Below are 17,369 nucleotides of genomic sequence, written 5' to 3'. Positions count from 1 at the left end.
AGCCGAACTCCTGAAATACCTCGCTCGCGTACCGAACGGCAGTGTCACAGCAGTTGGCCGAGGTCGAGACGCTGTTCCTCCACGAGTCGCGGAGCGACTACACCGTCGTCGCGAACCGCGACGGGAGTCGGGTCCTCCGCGGGCGGCTCGAACTCAAGGATACGTCCGCCGGCCCGCGCCCGGGGAAGTTCCGGGTGATCCGCGACGGCGAGGACCATCCCCGCCAGCCGGACGAGTTCGTCGACCTCGCGCGGGCGGCCGACCGCATCCGGATCTCCGAGCAGACCGCCCCCGAGAACCGGAAGCGGCTGGAGGCGATGCTCGACGGCTACCAGCTGGACTCGCTCACCGTGCGGACCTGCCGGCGGTGCGCGAGCGACGGGCGGTACGGCCCGATCACGAGCGAGGACGCGGTCGAACACAACGGCGAGCTGATCTGCCGGGACTGCGCCCGGCGGGAGTTGGAGCGGGAGCTGTCCTACAAGGGCGAGTTCACGGGCGCGGCCGAGGAGCGCCTCGAGGAGCTGCTGTACGAGTCCGGCGACTTAGACCGGATCGTGAGCCTGCTTCAGGGCGGACTCGACCCCGACCTCACGAAGTACGACGAGGTCTCCGCGAACGTCGACGACGTGAGTCCCGTGCGGACCGAGGACCTTGACCTCCACCCGGACCTGTCCGCGAAGCTTCAGGGGCGGTTCGAGGAGCTGCTCCCCGTCCAGAGCCTCTCCGTGCGGAACGGCCTGCTCGACGGCGGCGACCAGTTGGTCGTGTCGGCGACCGCGACGGGGAAGACGCTCGTCGGGGAGCTGACCGGGATCGACCGCGCGCTGAAGGGGGACGGGAAGCTCCTCTTTCTGGTCCCGCTCGTCGCGCTCGCCAACCAGAAGCACGAGGACTTCGAGGACCGCTACGGCGACCTGCTCGACGTCTCCATCCGGGTCGGCTCCTCGCGGGTGAACGACGACGGCAACCGGTTCGACCCGCACGCCGACGTGATCGTCGGCACCTACGAGGGGATCGACCACGCGCTCCGGACCGGGAAGGACCTCGGCGACGTGGGGACGGTCGTCATCGACGAGGTCCACACACTGAAGGAGGGCGAGCGCGGCCACCGGCTCGACGGGCTCATCTCCCGGCTGAAGTACTACAGCGAGAACCGGATGGAGACGCACTCGGGCTACGACGGGACCCAGTTCGTCTACCTCTCGGCGACCGTCGGGAACCCCGAGTGGCTCGCGAAGCAGCTCCGGGCGACGCTCATCGAGTACGAGGAGCGCCCCGTTCCCATCGAGCGACACGTCACCTTCGCCGACAGCCGCGAGAAGGCGCAGATCGCCGACAAGCTGGTGAAACGCGAGTTCGACACGAAGTCGTCGAAGGGGTACCGCGGGCAGACGATCATCTTCACGAACTCGCGGCGGCGCTGTCACGAGATCAGCCGCAAGCTCCGGTACGACTCCGCGCCGTACCACGCCGGGCTCGACTACGGCCGCCGGAAGAAGGTCGAGCGCCAGTTCGGGAACCAGGACCTCTCGGCGGTCGTCACCACCGCGGCGCTGGCGGCCGGGGTCGACTTCCCCGCCTCGCAGGTGATCTTCGACTCGCTGGCGATGGGGATCGAGTGGCTCTCCGTCCAGGAGTTCTCCCAGATGCTCGGGCGCGCCGGGCGGCCGGACTACCACGACCGCGGCCGCGTCTACCTCCTCGTCGAGCCCGACGGCGTCTACCACGGCTCGATGGACCGGACGGAGGACGAGGTCGCGTTCACCCTGCTGAAAGGCGAGATGGAGGACGTGGCGACCCACTACGACGAGACCGCGGCCGCCGAGGAGACGCTCGCGAACGTCGTCGTGGCCGGCAAGAAGGCCAAGCGACTCAACGACCGGATGATCGGCGAGATCCCGACGAAACACGCGCTCGGGAAGCTGCTGGAGTGGAACTTCATCGACGGCTTCGAGCCGACGCCGCTGGGTCGGGGGGTCACCAGGCACTTCCTCGCGCCCGACGAGGCGTTCTTCATCCTCGACTCGGTCAGGAAGGGGACGGACCCGTACGACATCGTCGCCGACCTCGAACGGCGCGACGACGAGGAGTGACATCGCAACGAAACCCTTTAGCGCCTCTTCGGGGTAGGTAGGGGTGCGGGGCCGTGGGGTAGTGGTATCCTCGCTGCCTTGGGTGCAGTGGACCTGAGTTCGACTCTCAGCGGCCCCATATTCATTTCACATCGTCACAGACAGTTTCGCGCAGTTCCTCGGATAGCTCCGGATGGTGTTCTCGAAGAGTGTCGATATCGGTAGTCAGTTCGTCATTGATACGGCTTCGAATCCCCGAAATCGCCTGATATCGTTGTGAATTGGCGTCTTCTGAGCGAAGGTGATTCCTCTCAGTCTTGGTGAGCGGGGCGCGAGTACGGGCCATACGTTCCACAAGAAGCGAACGAGTATTTATATACTGTAATCGTCACGTAGTTTGCGAATATACAAATGTTATTAATACAAGATATAGCAAAAGACAGTAGTTATGGAATCGCACCGACGCGGTGATTTAACCGAGCAGATTGTCATTACGGAATTAAAGAGGCGAGAAATTAGCGTCTCCACGCCTGTTGGAGACAACGAGCGATACGATGTCATTATCGAACAACCCGAGGGAGACCTGTTAAGAGCGCAAATCAAAACTGGTCGGTTAAAAAACGGGACGATCCGATTCAACGGGCTGAGCCAGCACACAAACGGTTCGGGCCACACCTATAAGGAATACGGAGAGGATATCGATTGTTTTGTCGTCTATTGCTACGATACAGATCAGACGTATTTGGTGCCCAGTTCTGAGGTAGGGACATCAATGTATCTGCGAGTGGAGCCAGCCGACAAGGAGACGAGACAGGTCAACTGGGCTGAAGAGTACCAACTAGAAGAGCAATGGCCGGTAGTGGCTGGAAACGGCTCAGATACGATTGAGTCGAAGGTCATTGAGATGCTTCGCCAAGAGGACGTACCAGTATACGTCAATTCAGAGGACGAAGGACGAAGAGCAGTCTTTGTAGAAGACAGAACTGGAGATGTTACCAAGATCGGTATCGAGAGGGCTTGGCAAGTTGATAACCGGATCAGAAGTAGCTTAGAGTCTACAGCGGACTACTATTTGCTTCACTGCGAATCACTCGATGAGGTCTTTTCGGTCCACGGAGCGGAGTTTGACGAATCGGTCTCACTTCGGAGAAAAGAGAGTTGCGAGGACCCGTCAAGAGCAAAGCTAGCAGACGATTATGCGTTCGAGAACAATTGGCCGCCGGTCGTGAATCCCTCAGAGACGCCCGATTCAATCCCGCTAGCATCGAAGGCGGTCAAGATGGTAGAGTCGGATAGATACACACCATCGGTACAAGCAGACTGTGACGATGGACGAACAATTATCGTTGAGGGAGAAAACAACGAATTCTGTCTCCGAGTTGAGTCCGCTTGGCTCGAAGGGGGTTTATTACGATTTACCGTCACGGAGACGGCTGACTTCTACGTAATCGGGCATCCAGAGGAGATAGATACGTATCTCATACCAGACGATGCGTTCAACGAATCAATATCATTGAGGGTAGAGCCTCCGAAAAAGAACAGTCCTCGAATAAATTACGCAGATGATTTCTTATTTGAAAAGAGATGGCCACCACAGTAACTAGATAAACGAGCTACACATCGCTGGTCGCCCACACGTATAGTGAAATACGATCTCAGGCCAAGTCAGTCAGCGACTGCTGCTCGTAGACGTCCGGGTCGGCGGGGGGCGCGTCGCGGACCTCGGGGAAGTACTCCCGGATCTGGGTGGCCAGTTCCTCGCCCAGTCGGACCGGGACCGCGTTGCCGATCTGTTTCAGCACGTCGGTCTTCGTCCCCTCGAAGGCGAACTCGTCGGGGAACGTCTGGAGCCGCGCCATCTCGCGGGGGGTGAGATAGCGGTCCTCGTGCGGGTGGATGAAGACGTTGGTGCTCACGGTCAGCGACGGCTCCTCGGGGTGGAGCCGGCGGAGGTACGTGCCGTAGCGCTTGACGATCTCCGGCTCGTGGGGACAGGTGTCGGTGTCCTCGCAGTCGCAGCGGTACTTCTTCGTCTTCAGCCGGTCCGGCAGATCGCGGTAGTAGCCGCCCGGCGGGACGTGGCGGATGCGTTCGAGCGTCTTCTCGCCGGTGTTCGCGTACGTCATGTTCGGGAGGTCGTCGCTCGCGTCCGCGAGCGCCTCGCCGGCGGTGCGCCAGCTCCCCTCCGGCGTCGTCGGCTCGGGGAACCGGATCGGCACGTCGCGGTCGGTGCCCATGAAGAAGATCCGGCGGCGCTTCTGGGGGACGCCGTACTGTTCGGCCTCAAGCACCCGGTACTCGCACTTGTAGCCGTGGGCCGCGAACTCGTCGACGATGAGGTCTTTCACGTACCGGTCGTCGCTGGTCTGGCGGTTGATCAGGTCGCGGACGTTCTCCATCAAGACGAGCTGCGGTTCGAGAACGGAGACGACGCGGAGGAACTCCTCGAACAGCGTGTTCCGGCGGTCCTTCTCCATCTCGTCGAGCTCGATCTGCTCGTTGTTGAGCCGGCTGAACCCCTGACACGGCGGACCGCCGATCACCACGTCAACGCCGCCGGGGTCGTAGCCGGCGCGCTCGACGGACTCGCGGATCGCCGCGGCGTCGAGCTCGCGGACGTCCTCCTCGACGAACCCCACGTCGGAGAAGTTCCGGCGGTAGGTCTCGGCGGCCGGCTCCCACTGGTCGCTCCCGAGGGCGACGTCGAAGCCGGCCCGTTCGAAGCCCAGATCGAGCCCGCCACAGCCGGAGAAGAAGCCGGCGACGACGGGCGCGGCGTCGTCGCTCGCGGCGTCGGATCCGGCGGGAGAATCGCCGTCAGCGCCCACCGACATCACCCCGCTCGAACGCGGGCGCGCGTACTCGGTCCATCTGTGACTCGGTTCGCCGCGGGCGCATAAAAACGTCACACCTCGGGCGGTGCGGCGTCGGGGTCGTCTCGTCGGCCGACCGGCGCGCCGGGCCGGGGGATCGGGGCGTCCGAGTCGGGCGATCAGGCCCGTCGCTCGCTGATCGCCTCGGCGATCCGCTCGTCGGGGCGGCGGAGTTCGCCGGACTCGACCTCGTAGACGTAGCCGGAGACGGTGGTGTCGTCCGGGATGAACGCGGACTCGCGGAGGTACTCGACCTGTGCGGCGCAGGCCGCGTCGATGTCGTCGGTCATCTTCACCCAGTCGAGCAGGTCGGCGTCGCCGATGGTGAGTTCGGGCAGCGAGGGATCCAGGTCGGCGTCGTCGAGGTCGCCGGCCTGCGCCGCGAGCCCGTCGCGGATCGCCTCGTCGGGGGCGCTCATCATGCCGCAGTCGGTGTGGTTGATCACGACGATCTCGTCGGTGTCGAAGAAGTTCGTCGTGAGCGCGGCCGAGCGGATCACGTCGTCGGTCACCTTGCCGCCGGCGTTCCGGAACACCTGCGCGTCGCCGAGGTCGATGTCGAGCGCCTCCTCGATCGGGATGCGCTCGTCCATACAGGCGACGACGAGGAGGTTCTCGTCCGTGGGGATCCCCTTCCGGCGGCGGCGCGCCCAGTCGTCGCGGTCGTCGACGGCGGCCTCGAGGTGCTCGTGATGCGTGTCGTGATCGTGGTCGTGATTGTCGTGGTTGTGGTCGTGAGACGCCATCGACGGATCGGAGGGGCGCGAGAGACGGGATCGTTGCGGAAACCACGATCCGCGCCGTCGCCCCGGATCGGCGGCGATATCGTCCGATTCCGGGGAGCGGTCCGGGGCGCGCGAGCCGGATTCGAGCGACGCGAGCGGGACGGGGGGATCCGCCCGCGGCCTTTCGAAATCCTTTTGTCTCGAATCGGCGTTGGTGCGAGTGCGAGCCGCCTTAGCTCAGACTGGGAGAGCACTCGACTGAAGATCGAGCTGTCCCCCGTTCAAATCGGGGAGGCGGCATATTCTAAGACCGTGAGCGTAGCGAGCGGTCGCAGAAACGACGCCGACCCGATTTGAGCAGACGGGTCGCAGCGGCCGAGCGGAGCGAGGCCGACCGTCTCGGCGAGTTCAAATCGGGGAGGCGGCATGGCTTTTTGGCACGGTTTAGATTCGAGAGTTCCGACTGAAGATCGAGCTGTCCCCCGTCCCCGCGAGCGCAGCGAGCGGGGGCTCAGAAGACGAGCGCAGCGACGTCTTCCGGCGTTCAAATCGGGGAGGCGGCATATTCTGAGCCCGCGAGCGTAGCGAGCGGTCGCAGAAACGACGCCGTTCACCGATTCGGACCGAGCGGCGCGGCGCACTCCTGACAGTAGGTGAACTCCGACTCGTTCTCCGCGCCGCACTGCGGACAGGTCGACCGCGTCCCGCCGTCCGCTCCCGGATCCGGCGGGTCGCGGTCGTAGACGGGGTCCTCGGTGTACCGGTCGATCTCCCCCTCGCGGCGCTTGCGGCTGCGCTCGCGGCCGTCCCGGAAGATCCCGACGAGGACCCGGAGGCCGACGCCGAGCGCGAGGAGCAGCGCCGCGCCGGTCGCGACCAGGTAGACGGTGCCGAAATCGACCATGATGGTGCTACGTGCCGGACGCATAGATACTGTGGGGTGTCACCACGGACCGCGGGCGTCGCCGGGCGGACGGCCGCGACTCACTCGTCGCCGACGAGGACGGTCGCGAGCCGGTCGCCGCAGTGCGGACAGTTCAGCGTCTGCCACGTTTCGGGGTCGAGATCGCCGAACGGCTCGGAGCGGCGGGCGTCCGCGACGGCGACCGTCGCGCCGCAGGTCTCGCAGTCGTGGGTGTTCTCGGGGTCGGCCATCGTCGGGGGTACGGGCGCGTCGCCGAAACGGACTTCGCCGCGCGGGGCGTTCGATCCCGTATGAGCCGGTTCGCGGCGGTCGCGTTCGACCTCGACGACACGCTGTGCCGCCACGACCACGACGTGAACGACCTGTACCGGCGGGCGTTCGAGGCGGCCGGCGTCGAGCCGTTCGGGGAGCCGGACGAACTGTGGCCGCTGCTCGACGGCGCGCCGGACCCGGACGACCGCGTCGGCTACCTCGGCGCGGGGTTCGCGCGGCTGGCGGCCCGGTACGACCGCGACGTCGACCCGGTCGCGCTCGCCGAGGCGTTCGAGACGGTCGCGGACGACTCGCGCGTCGCGTACCTCCCGGGCGCGGTCGACGCGCTGTCGGCCGCGGCGGCGGCGGGGCCCGTCGGGATCCTCACGAACGGTCCCGAGCGGCGGCAGCGGTCGAAGGTCGAGGCGCTCGGGCTCGCCGACCGAGTCGACGCGATCGTGTACGCGGGCGACCTGCCGCGCCGGAAGCCCCACGTCGAGCCGTTCGACCGCCTGACCGCCGCCCTGTCGGTCGATCCGGGGGAGACGCTGTACGTCGGGAACTCGCTGTCGTACGACGTGGCCGGCGCGCACAACGCCGGCCTCCGGTCGGCGTGGCTGCGGGCGGACCCCGACGAGGCGGCGACCCCGTACGGACCGGACTACGTCCTCGACTCGCTGGACGAACTGGCGGCGTTGCTGACGTGCGACTCCGGGGCCGAGTCGGGGGCCGACGCGTGAGCGACGCGGTCCGCGAGCGCGCCCTCGCCGAGACCCGACCGGGAGCGACGCCGACGAGCGTCGAGCCGCTGGGGCGGGGGAACCGGAAGCGGACGGAGGTGGTCCGGTTCGACGCGACCGACCCGGTCGTCGTTCAGCGCTCCGCGACGCCGGAGGCGATCCGGACCGAGGCGGCGCTGCTGGCGGCGGTCGGCGAGCGGACGGGCGTTCCCGTCCCCCGACCCCTCGGCGACGGCGTCGTCGACGGGACGGGATGGATGGTCACGCCGCTCGTCGAGGGGCGGGACCTCCACGAGGCGTTCGTGGACCTCGATCGGGGGGACCAGCGATCGATAGCGCGGGCGTTCGGCCGGTACCTCGCCGAGGTCCACGAGGCGTTCCGGTTCTCCGAGTGCGGCCGGCTCGCGGCTGCGGAGCGCGGTGAGGCGGAGACGGAAGCGGGGCGCGGACGCGACTCCCGGCTGTCCGTCCGGGATCCGACCGACGCCGCGGAGTGGCTCCGGCGGTTCGGCGAGCGACACGCGGCTCGGCTCCCGGCCGAGTTCGACGACCTCCGCGGCGCGCTCGACGACGCGCTCCGGGAGGCGACCGAGACCGACGCCGCGCCGCGACTGTTCCCGTGGGACTACCGGCCCGGGAACGCGCTCGTCGCGGACGGGGCGGTGACGGCCGTCCTCGACTGGGAGGCACCGCTCGCCGCGCCGCCAGGCGTCTCCGTCGCCAAGGCGGAACACCTCGTGGTCGACTGGTACGTGCCGGCGGCCGAGACCGACCCGCTCCGTCGGGCGTTTCGGGACGGCTACGAGTCGGTCGCCCCGCTGCCGCCGGTCGGGCGCGCGCACCGCGCGGCCGCCGTCGCGAGCGCCGCCGTCGACAGCGGTGGCGTGGTGACGAACCCGCGGTATCCACCGGTCGACCGCGGCGAGGCGGTGGCGTTCCACCGTCGCGCGCTCCGGCGAGCGCTGGACGGAACGGGAGCGTGAGGAGTCGGTCCGGAAGGGCGGGTACGGAACGGCCGGAATATTCCCGTCAGTACAGCGCGGTCGCCGTGAGGATCCCCGCGGTCTGGCCGACGCCGACGAGCGCGATCCCGGCGACGGTGCCGGTCGCGGAGGCCGCGAGCGCGGCGACGCCGGCCCCGGCGACGGAGCACGCGGCCGCGGCGTGGTGGATGAGCGCTCGCGGGCTCGCCGAGTCGCGGAGGCCCGTGTAGACGAACGCGGGGGCGGGCAGCAGCATCCAGCCGTAGAAGGCGACGGCGAGCGCCGCGTCCGCCGGAACGAGGGCCGCGAGCGCCGGGACGGTCCCGTCGAGCGCGAGGAAGCCGGCGACGCCCGCGAGCGTGACCGGCGCTCCGGCGAGGATCACCAGCTTCCACGCGCGGAGGACGCCGGTCGCCATGTCGCGCCACGAGGCGGCGACGAAACCGACGAGCAGGACGCTCATGACGACGTGCGCGACGAACAGGGCGTGCCCGGAGACGACGCCGAGGAGCGCCCCCGCGGCGACGCCCCACGCCGCGGGGACCAGCAGGGCGGGACCGTTCTCGCGGAGGGCGAGCGCGGGGCCGTCGGCGCTGCGTGCGTGTGACACGCGCGACCCTTTCACGGCCGGACTCATAAACCTCGGCGTCGAAGGGTTCCGGCGGAGACGGCGAGACATCGGCCGGGAGAGTCCGCATAATCCGTCATACGGTCAGTTGTACTCCGATCTATTCGGGTTTCGGCAATACGAACGTTCACAGAGACGCGTGGTAACTGTACACTCGCAATCCTTATCCCCGAAGGGGGCCTTTCTCCATTCGCAATGGCGACCGGAAAGGTTGATTTCTTCAACGACACTGGCGGCTACGGATTTATTGAGACTGACGACGCGGACGACGACGTGTTCTTCCACATGGAAGACGTCGGCGGCCCGGACCTCGAAGAGGGCCAGGAGCTCGAGTTCGACATCGAGTCCTCCGAGAAGGGCCCCCGCGCGACCAACGTCGTTCGGCAGTAAGCCGATCCGAGAAGGTGGGTCGGTCCGGCTGACGCCGAACGCGACTCTGACACACGGTACCAAGCGTTTTCGTCCGCGTCGCGGGCTCGCGTCCGCCGCGGCCGTATTTTATTCCCGACCAGCGCGCCGCTCGTCGCGCGTGCGTCGTTCGTGACAAGTGAGAGTCCTCACAGACGGATCGAGAGTCCGTCGAGCGGCCGCTCCGCGCGTTCAGATGTGCTGGCCGAAGAGGCCGCGCCCCTTCGTCACCTCGACGTCGCCCTCGACCGTGGTCTGACAGGCGAGGCGAACGTCGTGGTTCGGGTGGTGCGGCGGGAGCCAGAGACGGGCGCGCTCCTTCTTGCTCGGCTCGCTGACCTCGCCCTCGACCTGAACCGCACAGGAGCCGCACGACCCCGCACCGCGGCAGTTGAGCTGCTCCATCTTCCCGTTGTACACCGAGAGCCCGGCCTCCTTGAGCACGTCGCGTAGGTTCGCGCCCTTTTCGCATTCGATCTCCTCGCCCTGGTAGGATACGGTAGGCATGTGGGTCACGGTACAGCGGCGATCCACAAAAGAGCCTGTGTCCCGGGGACGCAAACCGTGTCCCGGGGTGCGGCGATCGAACCGTCGGGGGCCGGCCGCGTCGCCTCGGAACGGTCCGCAACCCCCCGAAACGGTCGTGTGCCGAGCGTCGGACGCCGACGGGGCGTTTTTTACCCTCGGCACCGCAGGGTGGCACAATGGGACTCAGGTGTCTGCTCGGACACGACTTCGGCGAACCCGAACTCCGGCGGGAACGCGAGGAGGACGGCGACGAGGTCGTCACGACCGTCAAGGAGGTGAAGACCTGCGCTCGCTGCGGCGAGACGCAGATCGTCAGCGAGAATACCGAGGTGACGACGATGGAGCAGTTGGCCGACGAGGCAGCCGCGAACGCGGCCGGCGGTACCGACCCGACGAGCGGGGCCGGCCCATCGGGCGGAACCGACCGCGGGACCGCGGGCGGACCGTCGGCGACGCCGGGCGGGAGCGACGCCCCGGAGGCCGACGCAGACGGCGTCGGCGCGGGCGGCGCGAGCGGCGGCGACGGGATCACGCTCGACGAGGAGCCGGGGGCCGGGAGCGACGACGCGGTGATCCTCGACGAGGAACCGTCCGGCGACGGGGAGACCGAGTCGGCCGAGACCGGTGCGGAACCGGGAGCCGTCGACGCGGGCGCGCCCGGCCGGTCGGACGCCGCCGACGATCCGAGGCCGTCGCGGGGACCGGACCCGGCGGACGAGGAGGCGGAGCTTCTAGACGCGGGCGACAGCCCGGCAGCCGGCGGCTCGGCGGCGGTCGACGCCGATCCGGAGGCCGCGTCGGGCGGCGACGCGGACGCGGAGACCGACGACGGCGTGATCCTCGACGGGGAGGAGGAGTCGCCCGACGACCGAGAGCGGGGCGCGTGGCCGTCGGTCGACGAGGGGGACGCCGAGGGCGACGACCGGACCGCCTGGCCGGACCACGGGGGCGAAGACGAGGGGTTCAGCGCGGAGGTCGGCGAGGGTGGCGAGGCCGACGTGGAGTTCGGCGGCGGACTCACGCCGGAGGCAACGGCGGAGCGGGACGCCGAGTCCGCGGAGACGGAGTACGTCGAGGCCCCCGACGACGCGGAGGGGGTCTCGTTCGACGCCGACGGCGAGGGCGGAACCGGGATCACCCGCGGCGAGAGCCCGAATCTGGAGACCGCCGGCGAGGACGAACCGACGGAGTACTACTGCCCGGAGTGCGGCATGGTCCGGGCCGCGGACGGGAGCTCCATGCGCGCGGGCGACATCTGCCCCGAGTGTAAGCGCGGGTACGTCGACGAGCGCCCGCGGTAGCGGGGCGGCGGTCGAGCGGCGACACCCGACGCCGCGGTCGGAATACAAAGGGCGCGTCGGCGGCCGAGCCCGGCGAGCGGCCGTGACGAAACTGGTTTACGCCGGCCTGTCGAACGGTCGCGGCATGAAGCAGTACAAGATGCGCCGCGGCGAGCATCTGGACGACCGAATGCCGGACCTGAAGGGGTCCATCGAGGAGTACTTCGGCGAGGTCACCGGCACCGAGGAGTACGACGGCCACGAACTGTACGTCGTCGAGGACCCCGACAACCCGGTGTTCGAGCGGATCGTCGCTGGAGCCGCCGAGTACGGGAGCAAGAAGGACAAGCTGGCGGTCCACTTCGAGGAGCGGCCCGCGGAGGAGGTCATCGCCGAGGGGAACGCCGACGCCGCCGCGGACGCCGTCGACGCGAAAAACGAGTTCCTGCTGGAAGCGACCGGTCGCGACGCGAAGTCCCGCCGCGACTCGCTGAAGCGCGAGGTCGAGGACGACGCCCCCGACTACTGAACGGCTCGCGCAGGTCTACCGGACGCCTTCTCACGCCTCGCTACCGCCCGGTTTCTGACGCTCCCGACTACCGATCGGTTTCGGGGGTCGTGCCGACGGCCGACCGCCGAGGCGGAACTTCGCTCCGACAGCGACGCGTCCGCCCGACCGGAGCCGGTCGGAGACGAGGGGGTCGGCGACGCCCGGACTGTCAGGGTCGATCGACTAAATATTCATTCAGATTTGAGTTAAAACCCGCTACGGTTAAGTTACACGGGAGCGAAGGGCGTGTATGAGCATTGAGACGGTCGTACTGGCGGTCGGTACCGAGGACGAGGAGCGCGCGAAACGGCTCGCGAACGAGATAATCGCGGTCGCGGAGCCGGCGGACGCCGAGGTCGTGTTGACCCACGTGTTCGACGGGTCGGAGTTCGACGGGATCCGGGAGAAGCTCGGCGTCGAACGGGGGACCGAGGGCTCGACGCCCGACGCCGTCGCGGAGCGACACTCGACCACCCGCGCGCTCTCGAAGGCGCTCTCGGAGGCGGGCGTCCGGCACTCGGTCCGGGGCGCGGTCGGGGACCTCGCGGACGAGGTCGTCGAGACCGCCGACAGCCTCGACGCCGACCGCGTCGTCGTCGGCGGACGACGGCGCTCCCCGACCGGGAAGGCCGTCTTCGGCAGCGTCGCGCAGGAGGTCATGCTGTCGGCCCCGTGCCCGGTAACGTTCGTTCACGAGACCGCGTCGTAAGGCGATTCCGCGGTGACGGGTCGGTTTTTTCGCGCCCGGTCGACCGCCCGAAGCGCCCCGCTTAAGTGAGACGGGTCCGCGCTTACACCCGATGTACTACGTGGGCGTCGATCTCGGGGCGACGAACGTCCGGGCGGTCGTCGGCGACGAGACCGCGGCGATCCTCGGTTCCGCGTCGCGGGGCACCCCGCGGGGGCCGAACGGCATCGCCGTCACGGAGGCCGTTCTGGAGGTGATCCGGCAGGCCTGTACGGAGGCGGGGATCGCGCCGAGCGAGGCCGTCGCGGCCGGCGTCGGCTCGATCGGCCCGCTCGACCTGGCGGAGGGGGTCGTCCAGGGACCGGCGAACCTCCCGGACACCGTCGAGCGGATCCCGCTCGTCGGCCCGGTCGGCCGGCTGCTCGACACCGACGAGGTGTACCTCCACAACGACACCATCGCGGGCGTCATCGGCGAGCGGTTCCACTCCGAGCGCAACCCCGACGACATGGTGTATCTCACCATCTCCTCGGGGATCGGCGCGGGGGTCGCCGTCGACGGCAACGTGCTCTCGGGGTGGGACGGCAACGCCGGCGAGGTCGGGCACATGACCGTCGACCCGCACGGGTTCATGACCTGCGGGTGCGGGCTCGACGGCCACTGGGAGGGGTACTGCTCGGGCAACAACATCCCGGAGTACGCCCGCGAACTGTACGAAGAGGACCCGATCGAGACGAGCCTCCCGGTCGAGGACCCCGACTTCTCCGCGGTCGACGTGTTCGAGGCGGCGGGCGAGGACACCTTCGCAGACCACGTGATCGATCAGGTCGCCCACTGGAACGCCATGGGCATCGCCAACGTCATCCACGCGTACGCGCCGCTGGTCGTGAGCGTCGGCGGCGCGGTGGCGCTCAACAATCCCGACCGCGTCCTCGATCCGATCCGCGAGAAGCTCCCGGAGATGGTGTTCATCAACGTGCCGGAGGTGCGGCTCACCGGTCTCGGCGACGAGGTGGTCGTGAAGGGGGCCCTCGCGAGCGCGCTGACGGACGGGACGGGCGACCGCTCGCGGGTCGAGAGTCCGCCCTGACGGCGGGAAAGCGGGACCGGCTGCGGCCGACGGCCGCCGGCGCTACTGTTCGAACTCGTCCAGCTCCGGCTCGACGTCGGGGTCGACCGCGTCGCGCGTCTCGAGGAAGGTGTCGCGGTACCGGCGGATCTTCCGGAGGAGGACGTAGCCGAACGCGCCCTGAAAGACGAGGACGAACCCGAACAGCGCGAGCACCTGCGGGACGCCGAACAGCCCCGAGGCGACGGCCGTCACCGGCCCGACGAGGGTGTTGTACAGGCCGTGGATCGCCGCCGCAAGCACGAGCCCCTTGACGACGATGGGGCCGCGGTTCCCGGGGTTGAACTTCGCCAATCCGAGGTAGTAGCCCGCGAACCCCGAGTAGATCACGTGGCCCGGCCCCGCGAGCGCCCGGAGCGCCGCGATGCCGTCGCCGGCTCCGAGCGCCGCGACGCCGACCGTCAGCTCCGATATCTCGACGTTCTGGGCGATGTACACGAGGTTCTCGATGACGACGAAGCCGAGACCGGCGATGGCACCGTAGACGGCCCCGTCGATGACGGCGTCGAACCGGGCGTCGGTGTACGCGTACAGCCGCACGGCGAGCAGCTTCACCGACTCCTCGACCGGCCCGACGACGACGAAGAAGAAGAGCACGAGTCCGAGGAAGCCGAACGGCCGGAAGTACGGCTGGAGGACGTCGTTCAGCACCGCCGCGAACGTCGCGGTGAGGATCGACAACAGGAACGTGGCGACGAGCAGCGACAGCGGCTCGGCGGTCGTGACGTCGGAGACGTACACGTACGCCGCCAGGCCGAGCGCGGGGACCACGGAGAGGCCGAGGAGGACCGCGATCGCGGGGTCGAAGAGCAGTCCCAGCCCGAACGAGCCGAGGATCGCGAGGAGGATCAGGAGCGCGACGAGGAGGAGGCCGGCCTTGGCCGAGCGGGTGAGCAGCCAGTACAGCGCGACCGACAGCCCGTCGAGGGACGTCCGCTCTTCCCAGGTCGCGACGTCGTAGAGGTCGCGGTCGTCGTCGGCCCGGGACGCGATCGGGTCCTCGTCTGCTGGCATGCGTGCCGGTTTGTCCCCCGGTGACTTAACCGGTGGGCGCGGGCCGGCCGAACGCCGGAGACACGAGGCTGCCGGACGGATCTGTAGATCCCGAGTGAGACGACAGAGTGGCTCCGTTGAACTCTTCAACACGTGATATGGGGGACTTGCTGTCGGTCAATACAGAGAGACGGACAACCGATCTGCGGTGCGGTGGCGCGCGCCTCCGAGCGCCCTTTTAAGGGCGTGAGGAGCGCCGCGCGAGGGAGTCGCGAACGGAGTGAGCGACGAGGCTGGGGAGGCGTGAGGTGCGGTTGCGGTGCGGGGCGGGAATCGAAGGGGCAGCCGCGAGGCGGTCAGAGGCGACGTAAGCACCGAACGAGGGAGCGACAGCGACCGAGTGAGGCGCGCAGCGAGCGTCTGACCGCCTCGCGGCTGGGGCTTCGGACGTGTTCACCGCGCCAGCGCCGATCCCATTTATCCCACCAACACCAAACACGAAAGCTCCGGGTTATAAGCAGTTGCCATCGATCGGTCGTTTCACAGCCTGTTATTTCCCGGAAGGGGATTCCAACGGAGCCGACAGAGTTGAAACCGCGGCACCCGAACGCCGGGGTATGCACTTCGACCAGCGGACCCAGCGGGCCCTCCGCGAGGCCGGGCTGGACGCGGACGCGATCGCCGACGCCTCGGACCGCGTCGCGGAGTTGGTCGCGGCGGACGCCGAGGCGCTGACCGACTTCTTCGCGCCCGACGGCCCCTACTACTCGGACATGGAGATGGCCCACGGCGCGGCGACGGTCCAGGAACACCCGACCGCCGAGGTCGACCTGTTCACCCACGGGAGCGACCTCCGCGGCTACCTCTCGCTCGACGGCTGGGGCGTCCCGGTCGAGGGCGGTCGGATCCTCCGAGAGGCCGGAACGGGCGAGGAGTCGGCCGACGCCGAGCCCGTCGTCGTGGAACTGACGCTCGGCGACACGGTGAACGACCGAGTCCGCTTCGCGCGCGAGCGCGGGGCGCTGTGACGATGTCGCGGGTCCGGGTCCGCGGCATCTACGCCACGGCGCTCACGGCGCGCCTGCTCGACGCCGGACACGAGGTGGTCGACGCCTCGCCGCCGATCCGCCGGCGGTTCGACGCCGCGTTCGGGACCGAGCCGCCGGACGTCCGGATCGAGACGAGCGCGGACCGACAGGGCGTCGGCGCGAGCGGCGACCGGGACGCGGTCGAGGCGGTCCGGGACCTGCTGACGGACGTCGGCCGCGACGCGCTCGCGTGGCCGGACCCGACCCCGCCCGGGACCGTCCTCGACGGCGAGGTGACGGAGACGCTCGGCGGCGGCGCGGTGGTCCGGCTCCGCGTCGGCGACGAGGGTGAGGGAGCCGGCTCGCCCGCGGGAACCCCCGAGGGGTACCTGCCGTACGGCGACGTCGACGCCCGCGTGGAGACGGGCGACCCCGTGCGCGTTCAGGTGCGGGAGTCGGCCGCGCCGTGGACCGACCGCCGCCCCGAGCTGTCTGGGGAGCTGCGGGTCGGCGGCGGCCTCGTCGCGCTCGAACCGGGGTCGGGAACGCGGGTCGACGTGCGGAACGAGGAGGCCGCCCGGGAGCTGTCGGGGATGCTCGACCTGCTCGGCCTCGAACCGCCGGCGGGCTGGCGGGCGGTGTGGCGGCCGCCGGCCGTCGACGCCGACACGGAGGCGCTGACCGCCGGGCTCGACGACGCGGTCGAGGCCGCGGAAGCGCTGCGCGCGGCGAGCGGCGACGGCGAGGGGAGCGGAGTGATCGACGACGGCGACGCGGACGGTCCCGCGGGCGGGTCCGCCCTCGGGGTGCTCGACGGCCGGTCCCGGCTCCGCGACGCGCCGACCGCCGCGCCGAACGCCGGCGTCTGGGTCTGGTTCGGCCGCGAGAGCCGGTTCGGGCTCGACGACGCGCGCCGGACCGCGACCGCGACGATGCCGGGACACCACCGCGTGAAGGCGGGGTCGTCGGACGCCTCGGCCGGCGTCGACCTCGCGGAGGCGCTCTGTGACCCCGACCCCGACGCCGCGTTCCCGTTCGCGGTCGTGAGCGACGCCTTCGGTCCGCGCGAGGGCGACGCGCTCCGGATCGACCACGGGAAGCCGGACGGCCGGCTGATCACCCTCGGCGAGGGGACGGTCACCGACGTCGACGCCGACGGGGGCGTGACCGTCGAACGGGAGATGACCGGCGGCGGGACCTACGACGGCCTCGGCGTCGACCGCGAGGCGGGCGACGTGGCCGAGACGAGCCTGAAGGAGGGCCGCTGGTGGTACCCGACGACCTATCGCGGCCGCGACGGGACCGTCCGCGGGACCTACGTCAACGTCTGCACGCCGGTGGAGGTGTTCCCGGGCGCGGCCCGCTACGTGGACCTCCACGTCGACGTGGTGAAACGCCCCGACGGGACCGTCGAGCGCGTCGACGACGACGAACTCGACGAGGCGGTCGCGGCCGGGGCGGTCCCCGAGCCGCTGGCCGAGAAGGCGCGGAGCGTCGCGTCGGCGCTGGGGAACGCCTTGTAGGCGGGGGCGGCGACCGATCGACTCGGTCGTTTCGCAATTCA

General features: G+C 69.0%; 18 protein-coding genes and 2 tRNA genes. 13 read left to right on the top strand and 7 right to left on the bottom strand.

All coding sequences use genetic code 11. From position 1 onward, the window contains the following. The first annotated feature begins 41 nt into the window (after positions 1-41). From C472_RS07605 to C472_RS16965, 3 genes are all read left to right on the top strand, one after another. Complete coding sequence (locus C472_RS07605; RefSeq protein ID WP_006629234.1) at positions 42-2,096, top strand: DEAD/DEAH box helicase; 2,055 nt, start codon at positions 42-44, stop codon at positions 2,094-2,096. A 47-nt stretch (positions 2,097-2,143) separates the two neighbouring features. Then, positions 2,144-2,214: transfer RNA gene (locus tag C472_RS07600), tRNA-Pro, on the top strand. Between the two features lie 309 nt (positions 2,215-2,523). After that, complete coding sequence (locus C472_RS16965; protein ID WP_152420617.1) at positions 2,524-3,675, top strand: group I intron-associated PD-(D/E)XK endonuclease; 1,152 nt, start codon at positions 2,524-2,526, stop codon at positions 3,673-3,675. 55 nt (positions 3,676-3,730) lie between these two features. Here C472_RS16965 and C472_RS07595 read toward each other — a convergent pair whose 3' ends face one another. Both C472_RS07595 and C472_RS07590 read right to left on the bottom strand, forming a co-directional pair. Then, the gene (locus C472_RS07595; protein ID WP_006629233.1) at positions 3,731-4,909 is read right to left on the bottom strand and encodes a DNA cytosine methyltransferase; all 1,179 of its coding nucleotides are present in this window, start codon (positions 4,907-4,909) and stop codon (positions 3,731-3,733) included. 158 nt (positions 4,910-5,067) lie between these two features. After that, complete coding sequence (locus C472_RS07590; protein WP_006629232.1) at positions 5,068-5,694, bottom strand: beta-class carbonic anhydrase; 627 nt, start codon at positions 5,692-5,694, stop codon at positions 5,068-5,070. A 205-nt stretch (positions 5,695-5,899) separates the two neighbouring features. Here C472_RS07590 and C472_RS07585 point away from each other — a divergent pair. Then, positions 5,900-5,973 (top strand) — tRNA-Phe (locus C472_RS07585). Positions 5,974-6,283: 310 nt separating this feature from the next. On the opposite strand, the gene C472_RS07580 is transcribed toward C472_RS07585, so the two are convergent. After that, complete coding sequence (locus C472_RS07580) at positions 6,284-6,577, bottom strand: zinc ribbon domain-containing protein (protein WP_006629231.1); 294 nt, start codon at positions 6,575-6,577, stop codon at positions 6,284-6,286. Between the two features lie 80 nt (positions 6,578-6,657). Beyond that, positions 6,658-6,828 (bottom strand): hypothetical protein, encoded by a 171-nt coding sequence (locus C472_RS17495; protein ID WP_006629230.1) that lies wholly within the window; start codon positions 6,826-6,828, stop codon positions 6,658-6,660. 60 nt (positions 6,829-6,888) lie between these two features. Here C472_RS17495 and C472_RS07575 point away from each other — a divergent pair, with 60 nt between their 5' ends. After that, positions 6,889-7,590 (top strand): HAD family hydrolase, encoded by a 702-nt coding sequence (locus C472_RS07575; protein ID WP_006629229.1) that lies wholly within the window; start codon positions 6,889-6,891, stop codon positions 7,588-7,590. Further along, the gene (locus tag C472_RS07570) at positions 7,587-8,573 is read left to right on the top strand and encodes a phosphotransferase family protein (protein ID WP_006629228.1); all 987 of its coding nucleotides are present in this window, start codon (positions 7,587-7,589) and stop codon (positions 8,571-8,573) included. The genes C472_RS07575 and C472_RS07570 overlap by 4 nt, the downstream gene beginning before the upstream one ends. 46 nt (positions 8,574-8,619) lie before the next feature. On the opposite strand, the gene C472_RS07565 is transcribed toward C472_RS07570, so the two are convergent. Beyond that, positions 8,620-9,210 (bottom strand): hypothetical protein, encoded by a 591-nt coding sequence (locus tag C472_RS07565; RefSeq protein WP_006629227.1) that lies wholly within the window; start codon positions 9,208-9,210, stop codon positions 8,620-8,622. A gap of 186 nt (positions 9,211-9,396) precedes the next feature. Here C472_RS07565 and C472_RS07560 point away from each other — a divergent pair, with 186 nt between their 5' ends. Beyond that, positions 9,397-9,591 carry a cold-shock protein gene (locus C472_RS07560; protein WP_004599158.1) on the top strand — a complete coding sequence of 65 codons (195 nt, stop codon included), beginning with the start codon at positions 9,397-9,399 and terminating at the stop codon, positions 9,589-9,591. A gap of 210 nt (positions 9,592-9,801) precedes the next feature. Here the strand turns inward: C472_RS07560 and C472_RS07555 are convergent, their stop codons facing one another. Further along, positions 9,802-10,116 (bottom strand): 2Fe-2S iron-sulfur cluster-binding protein, encoded by a 315-nt coding sequence (locus tag C472_RS07555; protein WP_006629226.1) that lies wholly within the window; start codon positions 10,114-10,116, stop codon positions 9,802-9,804. Positions 10,117-10,313: 197 nt separating this feature from the next. Between C472_RS07555 and C472_RS07550 the strand changes: the two genes are divergently transcribed. From C472_RS07550 to C472_RS07535, 4 genes are all read left to right on the top strand, one after another. Further along, a complete protein-coding gene (locus C472_RS07550) occupies positions 10,314-11,438 on the top strand; it encodes a DUF7093 family protein (protein WP_006629225.1) in 1,125 nt (374 codons plus the stop codon). Between the two features lie 124 nt (positions 11,439-11,562). Next, positions 11,563-11,946: a DUF5611 family protein gene (locus tag C472_RS07545; protein ID WP_006629224.1), complete on the top strand. Its 384-nt coding sequence runs from the start codon at positions 11,563-11,565 to the stop codon at positions 11,944-11,946. A 271-nt stretch (positions 11,947-12,217) separates the two neighbouring features. After that, positions 12,218-12,676 (top strand): universal stress protein, encoded by a 459-nt coding sequence (locus tag C472_RS07540; protein ID WP_006629223.1) that lies wholly within the window; start codon positions 12,218-12,220, stop codon positions 12,674-12,676. A gap of 91 nt (positions 12,677-12,767) precedes the next feature. Then, the gene (locus C472_RS07535) at positions 12,768-13,745 is read left to right on the top strand and encodes an ROK family protein (RefSeq protein WP_006629222.1); all 978 of its coding nucleotides are present in this window, start codon (positions 12,768-12,770) and stop codon (positions 13,743-13,745) included. A 42-nt stretch (positions 13,746-13,787) separates the two neighbouring features. On the opposite strand, the gene C472_RS07530 is transcribed toward C472_RS07535, so the two are convergent. Then, entirely contained in the window at positions 13,788-14,798 is a 1,011-nt protein-coding gene (locus C472_RS07530; protein WP_006629221.1) for a PrsW family intramembrane metalloprotease, read from the bottom strand. A 596-nt stretch (positions 14,799-15,394) separates the two neighbouring features. Here C472_RS07530 and C472_RS07525 point away from each other — a divergent pair. Together C472_RS07525 and C472_RS07520 are read left to right on the top strand one after the other, a co-directional pair. Beyond that, positions 15,395-15,805, top strand: a complete 411-nt coding sequence (locus C472_RS07525; protein ID WP_006629220.1) for a DUF7532 family protein — start codon at positions 15,395-15,397, stop codon at positions 15,803-15,805. Between the two features lie 2 nt (positions 15,806-15,807). After that, entirely contained in the window at positions 15,808-17,328 is a 1,521-nt protein-coding gene (locus C472_RS07520; protein WP_049906426.1) for a DUF402 domain-containing protein, read from the top strand. The last annotated feature ends 41 nt before the right edge of the window (positions 17,329-17,369 follow it).

The sequence above is a fragment of the Halorubrum tebenquichense DSM 14210 genome, assembly GCF_000337415.1.
Taxonomy (GTDB): domain Archaea; phylum Halobacteriota; class Halobacteria; order Halobacteriales; family Haloferacaceae; genus Halorubrum; species Halorubrum tebenquichense.
The sequence above is the reverse complement of the archived record's forward strand: the minus strand, read 5'-3'. Positions and strand labels throughout refer to the sequence as shown.